Genomic DNA, 14,586 nt, shown 5'->3' with positions numbered 1-14,586 from the left:
GTTAAGCATATGCGGCCTGGGTGACGTTATGGGTTGGACTTTATTTTTCTTGAGCTTACCACATCAATTACTTTTTTTTGGAGGCTGTAGATTTCTTCATCTTTCTTTGCTATCTGTTCTTCCAGCATCTTTTTTTCCCTGGTAAGTGATAGTATAGACTCATTCTGAAAAAAGTAGGTGATGTGGATTTTGTAGTATTCAGCCAACCTGAACAGCCGATAGAGGTAGATCTGCTTTGCGCCTTTTTCCATTTCATTATAGGTGTTGGGGGTAATGTCCAGATATGCCGCAATGGATCGGACGTCTAACTTATGCGATTCACGGAGATGCCGCAGTTTTAACCTGACCATTTCGTTCTGTTGATTGAACTTTTTGTGATTCATTCTTGTTGTTTTCATTGCTGGGTGATTTATCTTCTATTGAAACTAATTTTCTATATATTGACATTTTAAGGTAGGTTTAGCACGTTAAATTAACGTAAATACGTTGTAAAGACAATTGATGGTAGCTTAAACTTTGCGTTAGATATCCCTATTCTTTATTTTTTAATTACTAGTTTATTGTAAATTTTTTTCTTACGATCTTGGATGTATCTCGGAATAACTGAACGATTCAGATAATTTTAGATGTATATTTTACGTTTAGTCAGGGATTTATAATGTTTTATGTAGGATTGTTAGTTTATTTTTCAAAACTCTGTTTTTTTATATTAATTTTTCTGTAAACGACTTCGTTTATTTATAATAAAACTGGATTAGGTAAGCCTTTTGAATCTTAATTGTTACTGTTCTTGTTTAAAGATGAGTTGTGTTTTGCCTTGTCCTATATGTTTGTGGAAGGCTAAATTATTATTCCTTAAATTTTAGATGAATTTTTTCGAATATTAACTTCGTCGGCTTTTCGTTGGAAATGGGGATGTGATTGTGGCGTTTTTTGTCAATCTGTGCATTTGATCCTCGCAATTGAGCTTTTTCTTCGGCGTTTTATATTGAAAGCATCGATAAGCCTATTGTAGCAACTCTAAAATTTTAATATGTATTTCTTTGTTTGTAATATATTTATAAATAATTGGTTGTTTTGATTTTAAACTTTACTGAGGTAAATTGTTTTGAGTAAATATAATTCTCTTTGGTGTGCGTTTAATATCTTGGATGATAGCATATCTTTGATGTCTGTCCTTTACAACCATGCTAACAAAAAAAAGACTGTTTAGGGTTTTCGATGACACCTGTTCGGAGAGTGATGCATTTCGGAATCTGATTTCTTTTTTGCAGCGCTTCTATGAGGTTGAGTTAAGTTCGGCTGGCTTTTGGCCGCTTTACTGGTTACTGCGAAAAAAGCGACCCTTCATCTTTCATTCGCACACCCATCGGCATGAGTTGCAGGTGATGATTGCCGCGTACCTGGCGAGAGTCCCAGTCAGATTGCATACTGTCAATGGTCACTTTCCCAGAGATCGGCATGGGAGGGTTCCCCAATGGAGGGTGTGGAAGCTCCGGGTTTTATGTTTGTTGTCGACTGAAGTTTATCCGAAGAACCGGGACATTAAGTTTGAATTGATGGAAAAACGAATTGCACGGCGGGTTTTTAGGGTGCTTCCTGATGTTTTGGATAATGGAGTTGATCAGAAAGGCGATGGATCGTCATCTGCTGTTCGGAATCAGGTTTTGGAAGATCTGCTCGTAGTTTATAAGAAGTTTGAGCGTAATCGTTTGCTGGAGTTGTGGGCGAAGCACTAGGATTATCAGCATTTTCACACATTTCAAAGAAATTGGTCTATATTTGGCGATTAAGTTTAACCCATATTTAAGCTCTTGAAGTCGCTGGCTGCTGACTTTTGATATTATGAACGCGTCAGTGATTTCAACTTCAGGCTTTTAGAAAAAATACATACCAATGAAAGTTGCGTTAATCACAGGCGTTACAGGTCAGGACGGAGCATACCTTGCCGAATTCCTGTTAAAAAAAGGATATTTCGTACACGGTTTGAAAAGAAGAGCAAGCTCTTTCAATACCGAGCGCATTGATCACCTCTATCAGGATCAACATGAGCAGAACCTGAATTTTAAACTTCATTACGGTGATCTTACAGATTCGACCAACCTGATCCGCATCATCCAGGAAACACAGCCAGATGAAATTTATAACCTTGCGGCGATGAGCCATGTGAAGGTTAGCTTTGAAACACCCGAATATACAGCAAATGCCGATGGGATTGGTCCGCTACGTTTGCTGGAAGCGGTGAGGATTCTGGGGCTTACTCAGAAAACGCGGGTTTATCAGGCTTCAACTTCTGAGTTGTATGGTTTGGTGCAGGCTGTTCCTCAGAGTGAGACTACTCCTTTCTATCCAAGGTCTCCCTATGCTGTTGCAAAAATGTATGGTTATTGGATCACTGTGAACTATAGAGAGGCCTATGATATGTATGCTTGCAATGGTATTCTTTTCAATCACGAAAGCCCGGTAAGGGGAGAAACTTTTGTGACCCGGAAAATTACGCGTGCAGCATGTAAGATTGCATTGGGTCTTCAAAGTTGTCTGTATTTAGGGAATCTGTCTGCTCAGAGAGACTGGGGCCACGCTAAAGACTATATTGAAGCCATGTGGCTGATTCTTCAGCAGGAAAAAGCCGAGGATTATGTGATTGCTACAGGGGTAACTACTACGGTACGCGACTTCGTAAAAATGAGCTTTGCAGAATTAGGCATAGAAATTGAGTTTAGCGGGAAAGATCAATACGAACGTGGTGTCATCATTGATGTCGACCAGGAATTAGTACAAACATTGGGATTAAACGATCAAAATCTTAAACCGGGTACCGTCGTGGTTCAGGTGGATGAAAAGTATTTCAGACCTACTGAAGTGGATTTGCTGTTGGGTGATCCGACAAAAGCAAAAACACAATTGGGATGGGAGCCTAAATATGACCTGCAGGCATTGGTAGAAGATATGGTCAAATCAGATCTTCATCTGATGAAAAAAGATGAGTACCTGAAACAGGGTGGTTTCAAGACCCTGAATTATTTTGAATAAGAAAAAAAATTTTACAGGCTTCTTGGAGCTTGCGAAATAAATAAAGCTATATGAATTTGAAACGTATAATAACCGCTATTGTTTTTTTGATTGCCATTTTTACGGCTACTGGCGTTTATTCACAAACTAACTACAGTAATGTCAAAGTAGATGAGTTATCTGATGCGCAGATCCGGCAGATGATGACAAGAGCAGAATCCGTTGGATATACTGATGCACAGTTAGAGCAGATGGCCTCCGCTCAGGGAATGAGGTCTGATGAGGTTCAGAAACTGCGCATGCGTGTGTCAAAGATTCGTGAACAGGGAGCCGCGATCTCAACAGATGTTAAAGCGGAAAGTAATGGTAGGGAGTTTGTCGAAACTACCCAAGGTGGTGCTATCGATAACGAAAAGAAGGAAAAAGATGAAGAAGTTGGTCCAAAGATATTTGGTTCCGAGCTGTTCAGGAATGGCAGTATCACTTTTGAGCCCAATCTTAGGATTGCAACTCCAAAGGGATACATAATTGGACCTGATGATAAGCTATTGATCGACCTTACAGGTGATAATGAGGCCAGTTATAATTTGCAGGTGAGTACTGAAGGATACATCAATCTACAATATGTTGGACGGATCGCCGTGGGTGGTTTGACAATAGATCAGGCGACTTCAAAAATAAGGACAGCAATGTCTAAAACTTATCCTTCATTGCGTTCAGGCCGTACTAGTCTTGCAATTAATCTCGGCAATATCAGAAGTATTAAGGTAACCATCACCGGTCAGGCTGTGAAAACGGGGACTTACACTTTGCCTTCTTTAGCGACAGTGTATAATGCTTTGTATGCATCAGGAGGTCCTTCTGCAAATGGTTCATTCAGAAATATCCAGGTGATACGTAATAATAAGGTTGTTTCTACAATTGACGTTTATAACTTTCTTTTAAAAGGGGTTCAACAAGACAATATTCGTTTGCAGGATCAGGATGTGATTAACATTCCTGTATTTAGCAAGCGGGTTGAGATTACGGGAGAAGTGAAACAGGCTGCTCTTTTTGAAATTGTAGATGGTGAATCACTTCAAAATGTCATCAATTTTGCCGGTGGTTTTACCACACAGGCATACACTGCTAAAATTAAATCTTTTCAGAATACAGATCGTCAGCGTAAGATTACTGATGTTAATGCTGCTGATTTTAATACTTATAGTCCCAAAAACGGAGATAAGTATGTAGTTGAGGCGATCCTGGATCGTTTTGAGAATCGCGTAGAGATTATTGGTGCTGTATTTCGTCCGGGATTGTATCAGCTGGATAAAGGGTTGAGCTTGGTTCAATTGATTAATAAAGCAGACGGATTGACTGAAGATGCTTTCATGAACAGGGGATACATCAGTAGGTTAAATATTGACAATACCTCTTCATTGCTATCATTTGATGTGGCCAAGGTCATGTCTGGAGCTGAATCTGATATTGTTTTACAACGGGAAGATAAGGTGACGATTTCTTCGTTATTTGACTTAAGAGACGAATATAAGGTATCTATTCAAGGTGAAGTTAGGGCCCCCGGCACGTTTGATTATGCAGATAATTTGAATTTGGAAGCTTTGATACAAATGGCAGGTGGATTTAAAGAAGGTGCAACTCCAAATCGTATTGAAATTTCCAGAAGAGTCAAAAATAGCGATGCAGCCTCTAAGTCTGCCGTTACTGCACAATTATTTACGATTAATGTTGATCAGAATTTGAGACTTCAGGGAGATACGTCTTTCATTCTTTCTCCTTTTGATATTGTTACTGTTCGTAATTCAACTGGATATGAAGTACAAAAACAAGTGAAAGTTGAAGGAGAGGTATTATATCCTGGTGTTTATACGATTACTAAAAAAGAAGAGCGTATTTCGGATCTGATTGCCCGTGCAGGAGGATTGACACCGGCTGCTTATCAGGAAGGTGCATCCTTGAAAAGACCAGGCCCTACTGATGCAACGAAGACTAACGATAAGAATGCCATCCATAATGAGGAAGAAGATGCATTGAAATTAATCAACCTAAGAAGATCCCAGCAAACTGGAGCGAAAGATACACTTGGTGAAGCAGTTACTGAAAAAATCATCTCTTCTGATCTGGTAGGTATTAATCTGGATAAGATCCTTAGAAAACCCGGTAGTCGATATGATTTATTTTTGGAGCAAGGAGATGTTGTGCGGGTTCCAAAACAGTTGCAAACCGTTAAAGTTACTGGGGAGGTGTTAAGCCCAAATAGTATCGTTTACAGTTCAGGTAAGAGTTTTAAACAATATGTAAATGGAGCGGGAGGTTTTACTTTCAATGCTTATAAAAAAGGAGCACATATTAAATATGCTAACGGATCTGTTGAGGCAGCGAGGAAATTCCTATTCTTTAATAATTATCCGAAGGTTAAGCCGGGAGCTGAAATCCTCGTTCCTAAGCGTGCAGAAAAAGAAAAGTTGAGCGTTCAAGGTTGGGTCGGCATTGGTACAGCAATTGCTTCGATGGCTGCCATTGTCGTTTCGTTGTTAAGATAGTTAATTACACATTGAAGTTATCCATGACTGACTCTATAAATAATTTAGATAATTCAGATGAGATCTCTGTAAAGGAGATGGGAATTAAATTAAAACAACTGCAAGTCTACTTGCGATCAAAATGGCTTTTGATATGTTCTGTAGGCATAATTGGAGGCGTTTTAGGGGGAGCCTACGCATGGATAAAGAAGCCTGCCTATTCTGCAATTACTACATTTGTACTGGAAGAAGGTGGGGCTTCGGGAGGCGGATTAGGCCCCTTATCTGGATTAGCTTCAATGGCTGGATTTGACGTTAACGGCGGCGGCGGCGGTATATTTCAAGGAGATAATATTCTGGAATTATACAAATCACGTAGAATGATCAAAAAAACACTACTAACATCCGTAGATCACAACGGAAAAAAGGAGTTGCTGATTGATCATTATCTGATGTTTAATGGCATTCGTGAAAAATGGGATAAAAACCCGAAACTGAAAGGCCTTAGCTTTAGCAACCCGAATAATTTTGGTCGTATCCAGGACAGTATTTTGAATTCGATCACTTTTGATATTAATAAAAATTATTTGAATGTTGTAAAACCTGAAAAAAAGTTAAATATCATTAGAGCTGAAGTTAAAGGTCCTGATGAATTTTTTTCGAAAGAATTTAACGATCAGATTGTTAAAAACGTAAGCGATTTTTATGTCCAAACTAAGACAAAAAAGTCATTGGATAATATTGCAATTTTACAAACTAAAACAGACTCTGTCAGAAACGTGATGAATGGCGCAATTTATACCGCTGCTGCGATTTCAGACGCAACGCCGAATTTGAATCCAACTCGTCAGGTACAGCGAATCGCACCTGTTCAAAAATCACAATTTAATGCTGAAACCAATAAGGCTGTATTAGGTGAGCTGGTAAAAAATCTTGAACTTTCCAAGATGAGCTTGCTAAAAGAGACACCGCTAATACAAGTAATTGATTCGCCTGTTTATCCTTTGTCAGTTAATAGTCTTGGAAAACTAAAGGGATTTGTAATCGGAGGGTTTCTTGGTGTATTTATTATATGCATCTTATTGATGGTGAGGAGATTATTCAGTGGGGTTGCCTAGCTTCCGAAAGTTGCATGGATTGAGTTTTGTAATTAAACATATTATTTAATAAATATATTAATAACTATACTATAAACTGATGTTAGATTTAGAAAATAAAAGTATTTTAATAACAGGAGGAACGGGGTCGTTGGGAAAGGCATTGACCAAGGAAATTTTGAAGAATCACTCCAATGTAAGACGTATCATTATATTTTCTCGTGATGAGCAGAAGCAGTTCCAAATGGCACAAGAATTTCCATCCTCAGTCTATCCTCAGTTGAGATTTTTTATTGGTGATGTGAGGGATAGAGAAAGATTGATTAGGGCTTTCAAAGGTGTCGACTATATCATACATGCTGCGGCTATGAAGCACGTTCCTATTGCGGAATATAATCCTGATGAATGTATCAAAACGAATGTAATGGGCGCGCAGAATGTTATCGATGCCTGTTTTGAAACTAATATCCAACGTGTGGTAGCGCTGTCAACTGATAAAGCCTGTGCACCCATTAACTTATACGGTGCTACAAAACTTACCTCCGACAAGCTTTTTATTGCGGCCAACAATATAAAAGGTGACAACCCAATTGTCTTTTCTGTAGTAAGGTATGGAAATGTTATGGGATCAAATGGATCCGTAATTCCCTTTTTTATAAAGAAAAAAGGTGAGGGTAAACTACCAATTACAGATGTTAACATGACGAGGTTTAATATCTCATTACAAGGCGGAGTTGATATGGTAATGCATGCCTTGGACAATGCCTGGGGAGGTGAGATTTTTATCCCAAAAATTCCTTCTTATAAGATTACTGATGTAGCTACAGCTATCGGGCCTGATTGCGAACAGGAGGTTGTAGGGATAAGGCCTGGCGAAAAGGTTCATGAGGAAATGATCACTCCTTCAGACTCTTTTTATACCTACGATTTAGGGAAATACTATACCATATTGCCAGCTACGCATAAATGGAAAATAGACGATTTTAAGAAGAAATTCAACGCTGTCCTGGTTCCTCAGGGTTTTGCTTATAACTCCGGGGATAATACTGAGTGGGAAACGGTTGATACCTTGCGTGCCCTGATTAGAGAACATGTTGATGCCGATTTTCAATCCTAGTAGATGAAGATTCTGATAACAGGCATAAACGGCATGTTGGGAGGCCATATCAAGCAAAGCCTACTGTCTATGGACATGGTAGAGTTGTATGGTGCCAGCAGAACTGCTGCTTCTGAGAACATACCCCAAGAGTATATGATTGGAGATTTAACTGTTTTGGAATCCTATACAAGGTTTAAAAATATACATTTTGATGTGATTGTCCATTGCGCTGCAGAGGTAAACCTTAGCCTTTGTGAGAAGGATTGGGCGGTTGCTGAGTTGGCCAATGTTACTTCAACTTCTTTACTGACTAGCAATCTGAGCTTTGATAGATTCATCTATATTTCTACCGATTCTGTTTTTGACGGAAGTAAAGGAAATTATACCGAGACTGATCAGACGCATCCTCTGAATAATTATGCGCTGTCCAAATTAAAGGGAGAACATGTCGTCACTTCATCAGTAGGAGATTTTATAGTCTTGAGAACGAATATCTATGGCGCCAGCAACCCGATGAGAAATTCACTCTTTGAGTGGGCTTACAAAGAGTTAAGCGAGGGCAGAGCAATCAATGGGTATGATAATGTGATTTTTAACCCTTTATATATTGGACAACTCACAAATATTATTAAAAAAATCATATGTGAGGGTATTCCTCCAGGTATCTATAATGCGTCTTGTGATGGACACATTTCGAAGTTTGAATTTATTATTCAGTTGGCCCGTATGTTTGGACTGAATGAAAAGAAAATTCAGCCGATGTCTATGAATGTAGAAGATGAGTTGTTAAAGAGACCATTGAATACATCATTAAATAATCGTAAACTAAAGTCTGTACTTAAGGGGGTTGATCTGACTTTAAGTCATGGTTTTCTTACTTTAAAAAATGATCTAAATGAATAATATGAATACTATAAAATTTGGTACAAGAACTATTGGACAAGGACATCCGCTCTATTTTGTAGCTGATATAGGTGCTAATCATGATGGAGATCTCCAAAAAGCATTGGATTTAATTGAGATGGCGAAGGAAGCCGGAGCCGATGCTGCTAAATTTCAGCATTTTCAGGCTTCAAAGATTGTGAGCAGGGTAGGATTTGATAGTTTAGGTGGACAGCTTTCGCATCAGGCAAGCTGGAAGAAAAGTGTCTATGAAGTATACGAAGATGCAAGTATCAATCAGGACTGGACTCCCATCCTGAAGAAAAGATGTGATGAAATAGGAATTGATTTTTTTACAAGTCCTTATGATTTTAAATCTGTTGATGATGTTGATCAATATGTGGATTTGTATAAAGTTGGCTCAGGTGACATTACCTGGATTGAGATCATAAAATACATCGCCAATAAGAACAAACCGGTTTTGATTGCAACTGGGGCATCGGATATGCCGGATGTTGAGCGAGCGATGAATGCCATACAGCCATTAACCAAAGATATCGTATTAATGCAGTGTAATACAAATTACACCGTAGAGAAGGATAAACACAAATATTCAAATCTGAACGTGTTGAAGACTTTCTCTACAAAGTATCCGGATACCATTTTGGGCTTATCTGATCATACATTTAGCCATTCGACAGTTTTAGGTGCTGTTGCTCTTGGAGCGTTGGTTTTTGAGAAACATTTTACGAATAGTAATGATCAGGACGGGCCGGACCATAAATTCGCTGTAAATCCAGCCGCATGGCGGGAAATGGTAGATCGTGCGAACGAATTGTATGAGGCACTTGGAGATGGTATAAAAAGAGTCGAGGAGAATGAATTGCAATCTGCTATTGTCCAAAGGAGAAGTTTGAGGTTAACTTCCGATCTTCCTGCAGGACATACACTAAGCGCAGGGGACCTTGAACCTTTAAGACCTATTACTTCGGACGGTCTGGAGCCTTATAAAATTGATGAGGTGATTGGTCATGTGCTTAAAGAAAACCTAAAACAAGGAGCTGAAATAACTTTAAATCATATATAGATGATAGAAGGAATGTTTACGGGTCTTAGAGGATTAGAGCGCGAGGATCTTTTATTGTTGAGAGATTGGAGGAATAAACCGCATTTCCGAAAGAATTTTAGAGAGCATAAAGAGCTTAGTCTATTTCATCAGGAAGCCTGGTATAATAAAACAATGGCCAGCTCTAATGATTATATGTTTGGTATTGTTGATTTGCACGATCAGCAGTTAGTTGGCGTGGGGGGGCTGCTGTATATCAACTGGATTCTAAGATCTGCAGACTTCTCGTTTTACATCGGCAAGGATGATTTGTATGTCGATGAGCATTATGCGCCAGATGCTATTGAATCTATGCTTAAATATGGTTTTGAAGAGTTGAATTTAAATAAAATATGGATGGAACTTTATGAGTTTGATACAGCCAAATTTGATTTATTTACAGAACATTTTGGATTTTCATTAGATGGCAGGCTACGGCAAAATGCGTTTTATCAAGGTAGATACTGGGATTCTAATATCATTTCATTATTAGCTGAGGACTATAAAAAATTAAGATAATGAGTTCAATTGCGATCATTCCGGCAAGAGGCGGCAGTAAGCGGATCCCCAGAAAAAACATCATCGATTTCTGTGGAAGGCCTATGATAGCACATTCAATTGAGACTGCTTTAAGCAGCGGTCTTTTCAGTGAAGTTATGGTATCTACCGATGATGCTGAAATTGCCGATATAGCTATTAAATATGGCGCTAAGGTTCCTTTTTTCAGATCTCCTCAAAATTCTGATGATTACGCGACTACTGCTGATGTTTTGATTGAAGTTCTTGAGGCCTATGAGGTGAATCATCGCTTTTTTGAATATGGGTGTTGCATTTACCCGACTGCACCTTTAGCTCAGCTACCACAATTAGAAAAAGGATTTGAGTTATTATGTAATCAGCAGTATGATTCTGTTTTTCCTGTTGTTTCATTCAGCTATCCTGTTTGGCGCGCCATTACTCTGGATGCTCACAATCAGGTGGCCATGGAATGGCCCGAATATTATAATTCACGTTCTCAGGATCTTAAGAAATTATATCACGACGCTGGGCAATGGTATTGGTTCAATACAAACCAACTCAAGGATCAAAGAAAATTATATATGAATAAGAGTTTTGGGCTTGAATTGCAGGAGATTGAAGTTCAGGATATTGATAATATGGTCGATTTAAAATTGGCAGAGTTAAAATATAAACTGCTTAAAAGCTAGCAGATCTGCTTAAAAAGTCTATGATCCGAGCATCGGAATTTGCTCTGGTCTCCACATGATGTGGTTATAAAATTCCTAACAGAAATCCAGCATGCAGTTATTAAAATCCTTTTCTATATATACCCTAGGCTTCTTTTTTACTCAGGCCGTTAATTTTCTGTTAATACCAGTCTTTACCAATTATCTTACTCCTGATGATTATGGTGTTTTATCTCTTATTGCAACAATAGTCAGCTTTGTTACACCTCTAGTCTTGTTTAGTATCGATGGGGCGATTAGCATTGAATATTTCAAGAATAATTTTAATAATCTTCCGGGATATATATCATCGGGCTTATTTGTATCATTTCTATCTTTTCTTTCTGTATTCGTCATTATACTATTGGGGGGAAATATGCTGTCTGCTGAGTTTTCTGTTCCTCAGATATGGTTGATTATGGTGCCGGTTGTCTGCTTTATGGAATCCGTGAAAACGGTCAACCTGTTGATATATAGGGTTGAAAAAAATGCAATAGGCTATGCTATATATAGCTTTTCAAATACATTTCTGAATCTGATCCTGGCTTTAGTGTTTGTGGTTTTATTGAAGCTGAATTACGTTGGCAGATTGTATAGTCAGTATGCCGTTTGTATCATCTATTTCTTAGTCGGATTATACACATTACAGAAGCAGGGTTTTTTAGTAAAGGGTATAAAGAAACCATTGATTAAAGATGTCCTTAAATATGGACTTCCTATGATTCCCCATGCGATTGGATTTGTAATCATTAATCTTGCTGATCGTATATTTATTTCTAAAATAGCGGGCAATGATGAATTGGGTATTTATAGCTTGGCATATAATCTGGGTAGTGTCATTCTTATGATTGCCCTGGCTTTCAATAATGCATGGGTTCCTAACTTTCTTGAATTGTTAAAAGAAAATACGGCTCAGAGTAAGGAGAGAGTAGTGAAAATTACGTACGTTTATTTGTTGGTCTTATTTGGCTTGACGCTAGGTTTATCATTGACTTCTCCATTGATTTTCAGATGGTTCATAAATGAAAAATTTCATGATGGATTAAAATTAATCCCATGGATTTCTTTTAGCTGTTTCTTTTTTGGTTGTTATCTGGCATTCACGAATTACATTTCTTACTTAAAAAAGACAAAGGTTTTTGCCTACATTTCCATTATTAACATCGTATTCAACCTCGTGTTAAATTATGTGCTGATTCATAAATTTGGAATACTCGGAGCGGCTTATGCCACCTTTATCTCCTTCTTTTTATTTGCTTTAGTTGTCGCAAGTATTGCAATTAAAATGTATCCTATGCCCTGGTTAAGTCCAAGGCTGCAAAAATAATAAATGGAATATGACTAAATATTATCACATCATCCGAAAAATTCTGCGCCAGGTTGCGGTTACCCTTTACAAAGGTTATACACGTCCTAATATTTCCGTCCTGAATAAAACAGGAGATGTTTGTTACATACTTGGCAATGGACCCACTTTGCGTACAGAACTCAATCTTGCCGCAGAAGGAATCCGGAATGAGGCCGTATTTGTTGTTAATTTTTTCGCCCTGAGTTCGGAATATCAGGAGATCAGGCCGAGGTACTATGTCTTCGCTGATCCAACATTCTGGGATACCAGTATTAGTCATGAATTTCAGGATAGGGGTACTTCCGTATTAGAGCTAATAAAGAATACTACAGATTGGGAACTGGATATTATAATCCCTTATGCTGCCGCAAAAAGGTTTGTTGCTTTTTTTAAGGACAAACCCAATATACATGTTTATTACTTTAATCTGTCTACATTTGATACTGACACAAGACTTGATTATTCTGTTTATGAAAGTGGTTATGGTGCCCCTCATATTCAAAATGTACTGGTTCTAGCCGTTTTTGCATCAATCCTTGCTGGTTTCAAAGAGGTAAACTTACTGGGGGCCGCTCATTCCTGGTTGGAGGAATTAAGAGTAAATGCAGAGAATGAGGTGTGTCTGCTTGATAAACATTTTTATGATGATAACCAGGATGTTAAGTTGTTGCCTTGGAAGAAGATAGCAGGGGGGATTTATAAGATGCATGAGATTCTTATAGATTTGTCCAGAACTTTTCTGGGATACCATAAAATGCAGAATTTTGCCTTGCATAAAGGGGTAAAGATTTATAATTGTACGGAGGGTTCATATATTGATGCATTCCCAAGAAAAAAATTATAATACAAATATGAAGTTTTGGCCAATATCTAACTCACTAGGCTTTATAAAATCATTTTTTATACGTAGAATGTCATGGGCGTATATTAGTGATGTTGCAAAGGATTCATGTATTGATCCTGGATCGAAGCTGTATTCTCCATATCATGTTAAGAACGTTAAGGTCGGATATGGTACTTACATATCCCAGAATTCCTGGATATCGGAGACTGTAATTGGTAAATTCTGTTCAATCGGACCAAATTTACTATGTGGCTGGGGAATCCATCCTGTCGAAACGATTACGACCTCACCCATGTTCTATTCCTTAGCAGAGCAGAATGGAAGGACCTTTTCCAAAACAGCAAAGATGAACGAACGAGAACCGATTAGCATTGGCCATGACGTTTTTATAGGAGCCAATGTGGTGATCCTCGATGGTGTATCTGTTGGCGATGGAGCAATAATTGCAGCGGGTGCAGTGGTAAAGGATGACGTACCCCCTTATGCCATTGCTGGTGGCGTGCCTGCCAAGATCATCAGATACAGATTTAGTTCGGACCAAATCCAAAAATTTTTAGCCATTAAATGGTGGGATTGGAATACCAAGGACCTGGAGTATGTGGAGACTATGTTTTTCGATGTAGATAAGTTTATTGATAAATTTTACAAAGAGCATGAATAGGAAGCCAATTATCTCCGTCGTAACGGTTGTTTATAACGGTTCGGGCATTATTGAGGATACGATTAAAAGTGTTCTGAATCAAACGTACGAGCGTATTGAGTACATCATTATAGATGGAAATTCAAACGACGGAACGATAGATATTATAAAGAAATTTGATTCTTCTATTCAAACCATTGTTTCCGAACCCGATAAAGGCATATTTGATGCCATGAATAAAGGGCTATCAAAAGCAACAGGTGAATGGATTATATTCATGAATGCTGGTGATATGTTCTTTAATGATCAAATAGTTTCAGAAATCTTTGATAGGCCGCTGGGGCAGGATGTAGAACTGATCTATGGAAATGTTTCTTTATTTGATGAAGATGATGTATACGAGGTGTCTATTAAGACTAATAGAATTAAAATAAACCTCAATGCCCTATGTCACCAATCAGTTTTCATTAGACGGCGCTTGCATCCTAATTTCGATTTGTCGTATAAATTGAGTGCGGACCATAACTTAATTTATGATTTTGTAAAACGGGGGAAATGCAAATATGTCGATCTTGTGGTATCCCGGATTCTAATGGGGGGGGTTAGTAGTGATTTGCCTGCAACTAGAAGAGAGAAATTCAGAATCTCAATGCAAAAAGGAAAGGTTGATGATAAGGTATGGGCCTATATCTTTTACGGTTACGGAGCCATGAAAGATTATACAAAGAGAGCCCTGCTCTATGTCTTTCCAGAATCATTATTTCATAAAATAAGGTCTTTAAAGAATCGAATTGAGCAATCCTGATGA

Annotated in this window: 14 protein-coding genes; 13 read left to right on the top strand and 1 reads right to left on the bottom strand. The window is 38.2% G+C overall.

Annotated features, from left to right (window positions below):
* Positions 1 to 26: 26 nt before the first annotated feature.
* Positions 27 to 398: a helix-turn-helix domain-containing protein gene (locus tag PBAL39_RS09135; protein ID WP_039866327.1), complete on the bottom strand. Its 372-nt coding sequence runs from the start codon at positions 396 to 398 to the stop codon at positions 27 to 29.
* Between the two features lie 1,161 nt (positions 399 to 1,559).
* On the opposite strand from PBAL39_RS09135, the gene PBAL39_RS25310 reads away from it, so the two are divergent.
* The 13 genes from PBAL39_RS25310 (at position 1,560) to PBAL39_RS09070 (ending at position 14,583) form a co-directional block, all read left to right on the top strand.
* Positions 1,560 to 1,739 carry a hypothetical protein gene (locus tag PBAL39_RS25310; protein ID WP_157273957.1) on the top strand — a complete coding sequence of 60 codons (180 nt, stop codon included), beginning with the start codon at positions 1,560 to 1,562 and terminating at the stop codon, positions 1,737 to 1,739.
* Positions 1,740 to 1,896: 157 nt separating this feature from the next.
* A complete protein-coding gene (gmd, locus tag PBAL39_RS09125; RefSeq protein ID WP_008240579.1) occupies positions 1,897 to 3,033 on the top strand; it encodes a GDP-mannose 4,6-dehydratase in 1,137 nt (378 codons plus the stop codon).
* Between the two features lie 50 nt (positions 3,034 to 3,083).
* A complete protein-coding gene (locus PBAL39_RS09120; protein ID WP_008240578.1) occupies positions 3,084 to 5,558 on the top strand; it encodes an SLBB domain-containing protein in 2,475 nt (824 codons plus the stop codon).
* 23 nt (positions 5,559 to 5,581) lie between these two features.
* Positions 5,582 to 6,655, top strand: a complete 1,074-nt coding sequence (locus PBAL39_RS09115; RefSeq protein WP_008240577.1) for an LPS biosynthesis protein — start codon at positions 5,582 to 5,584, stop codon at positions 6,653 to 6,655.
* A 79-nt stretch (positions 6,656 to 6,734) separates the two neighbouring features.
* Complete coding sequence (gene pseB, locus PBAL39_RS09110) at positions 6,735 to 7,751, top strand: UDP-N-acetylglucosamine 4,6-dehydratase (inverting) (RefSeq protein ID WP_008240576.1); 1,017 nt, start codon at positions 6,735 to 6,737, stop codon at positions 7,749 to 7,751.
* 3 nt (positions 7,752 to 7,754) lie between these two features.
* The gene (locus tag PBAL39_RS09105) at positions 7,755 to 8,636 is read left to right on the top strand and encodes an SDR family oxidoreductase (RefSeq protein ID WP_008240575.1); all 882 of its coding nucleotides are present in this window, start codon (positions 7,755 to 7,757) and stop codon (positions 8,634 to 8,636) included.
* Between the two features lies 1 nt (position 8,637).
* Entirely contained in the window at positions 8,638 to 9,702 is a 1,065-nt protein-coding gene (locus PBAL39_RS09100; protein ID WP_039866361.1) for an N-acetylneuraminate synthase family protein, read from the top strand.
* Entirely contained in the window at positions 9,703 to 10,239 is a 537-nt protein-coding gene (locus PBAL39_RS09095; protein ID WP_008240572.1) for a GNAT family N-acetyltransferase, read from the top strand.
* Entirely contained in the window at positions 10,239 to 10,928 is a 690-nt protein-coding gene (pseF, locus tag PBAL39_RS09090; protein ID WP_008240571.1) for a pseudaminic acid cytidylyltransferase, read from the top strand. The genes PBAL39_RS09095 and pseF overlap by 1 nt, the downstream gene beginning before the upstream one ends.
* 91 nt (positions 10,929 to 11,019) lie before the next feature.
* On the top strand, positions 11,020 to 12,273 hold the full coding sequence (locus PBAL39_RS09085; protein ID WP_039866326.1) for a lipopolysaccharide biosynthesis protein: 1,254 nt from the start codon (positions 11,020 to 11,022) through the stop codon (positions 12,271 to 12,273).
* Between the two features lie 148 nt (positions 12,274 to 12,421).
* On the top strand, positions 12,422 to 13,138 hold the full coding sequence (locus tag PBAL39_RS09080) for a hypothetical protein (protein WP_198139801.1): 717 nt from the start codon (positions 12,422 to 12,424) through the stop codon (positions 13,136 to 13,138).
* A 346-nt stretch (positions 13,139 to 13,484) separates the two neighbouring features.
* Positions 13,485 to 13,799, top strand: coding sequence for a CatB-related O-acetyltransferase (locus PBAL39_RS25175; protein WP_157273956.1), 315 nt, complete (start codon positions 13,485 to 13,487; stop codon positions 13,797 to 13,799).
* Complete coding sequence (locus tag PBAL39_RS09070) at positions 13,792 to 14,583, top strand: glycosyltransferase family 2 protein (protein ID WP_008240565.1); 792 nt, start codon at positions 13,792 to 13,794, stop codon at positions 14,581 to 14,583. The genes PBAL39_RS25175 and PBAL39_RS09070 overlap by 8 nt, the downstream gene beginning before the upstream one ends.
* Positions 14,584 to 14,586 lie beyond the last annotated feature (3 nt).

Source organism: Pedobacter sp. BAL39 (assembly GCF_000170795.1).
Taxonomy (GTDB): Bacteria; Bacteroidota; Bacteroidia; order Sphingobacteriales; family Sphingobacteriaceae; genus Pedobacter.
This window is presented reverse-complemented; position numbering and strand designations above follow the sequence as displayed.

Coding starts and splice junctions, on each gene's coding strand:
- PBAL39_RS09135 (WP_039866327.1), bottom strand. CDS start 398: ATGAAAACAACAAGAATGAATCACAAAAAGTTCAATCAACAGAACGAA.
- PBAL39_RS25310 (WP_157273957.1), top strand. CDS start 1,560: ATGGAAAAACGAATTGCACGGCGGGTTTTTAGGGTGCTTCCTGATGTT.
- gmd (WP_008240579.1), top strand. CDS start 1,897: ATGAAAGTTGCGTTAATCACAGGCGTTACAGGTCAGGACGGAGCATAC.
- PBAL39_RS09120 (WP_008240578.1), top strand. CDS start 3,084: ATGAATTTGAAACGTATAATAACCGCTATTGTTTTTTTGATTGCCATT.
- PBAL39_RS09115 (WP_008240577.1), top strand. CDS start 5,582: ATGACTGACTCTATAAATAATTTAGATAATTCAGATGAGATCTCTGTA.
- pseB (WP_008240576.1), top strand. CDS start 6,735: ATGTTAGATTTAGAAAATAAAAGTATTTTAATAACAGGAGGAACGGGG.
- PBAL39_RS09105 (WP_008240575.1), top strand. CDS start 7,755: ATGAAGATTCTGATAACAGGCATAAACGGCATGTTGGGAGGCCATATC.
- PBAL39_RS09100 (WP_039866361.1), top strand. CDS start 8,638: ATGAATACTATAAAATTTGGTACAAGAACTATTGGACAAGGACATCCG.
- PBAL39_RS09095 (WP_008240572.1), top strand. CDS start 9,703: ATGATAGAAGGAATGTTTACGGGTCTTAGAGGATTAGAGCGCGAGGAT.
- pseF (WP_008240571.1), top strand. CDS start 10,239: ATGAGTTCAATTGCGATCATTCCGGCAAGAGGCGGCAGTAAGCGGATC.
- PBAL39_RS09085 (WP_039866326.1), top strand. CDS start 11,020: ATGCAGTTATTAAAATCCTTTTCTATATATACCCTAGGCTTCTTTTTT.
- PBAL39_RS25175 (WP_157273956.1), top strand. CDS start 13,485: ATGAACGAACGAGAACCGATTAGCATTGGCCATGACGTTTTTATAGGA.
- PBAL39_RS09070 (WP_008240565.1), top strand. CDS start 13,792: ATGAATAGGAAGCCAATTATCTCCGTCGTAACGGTTGTTTATAACGGT.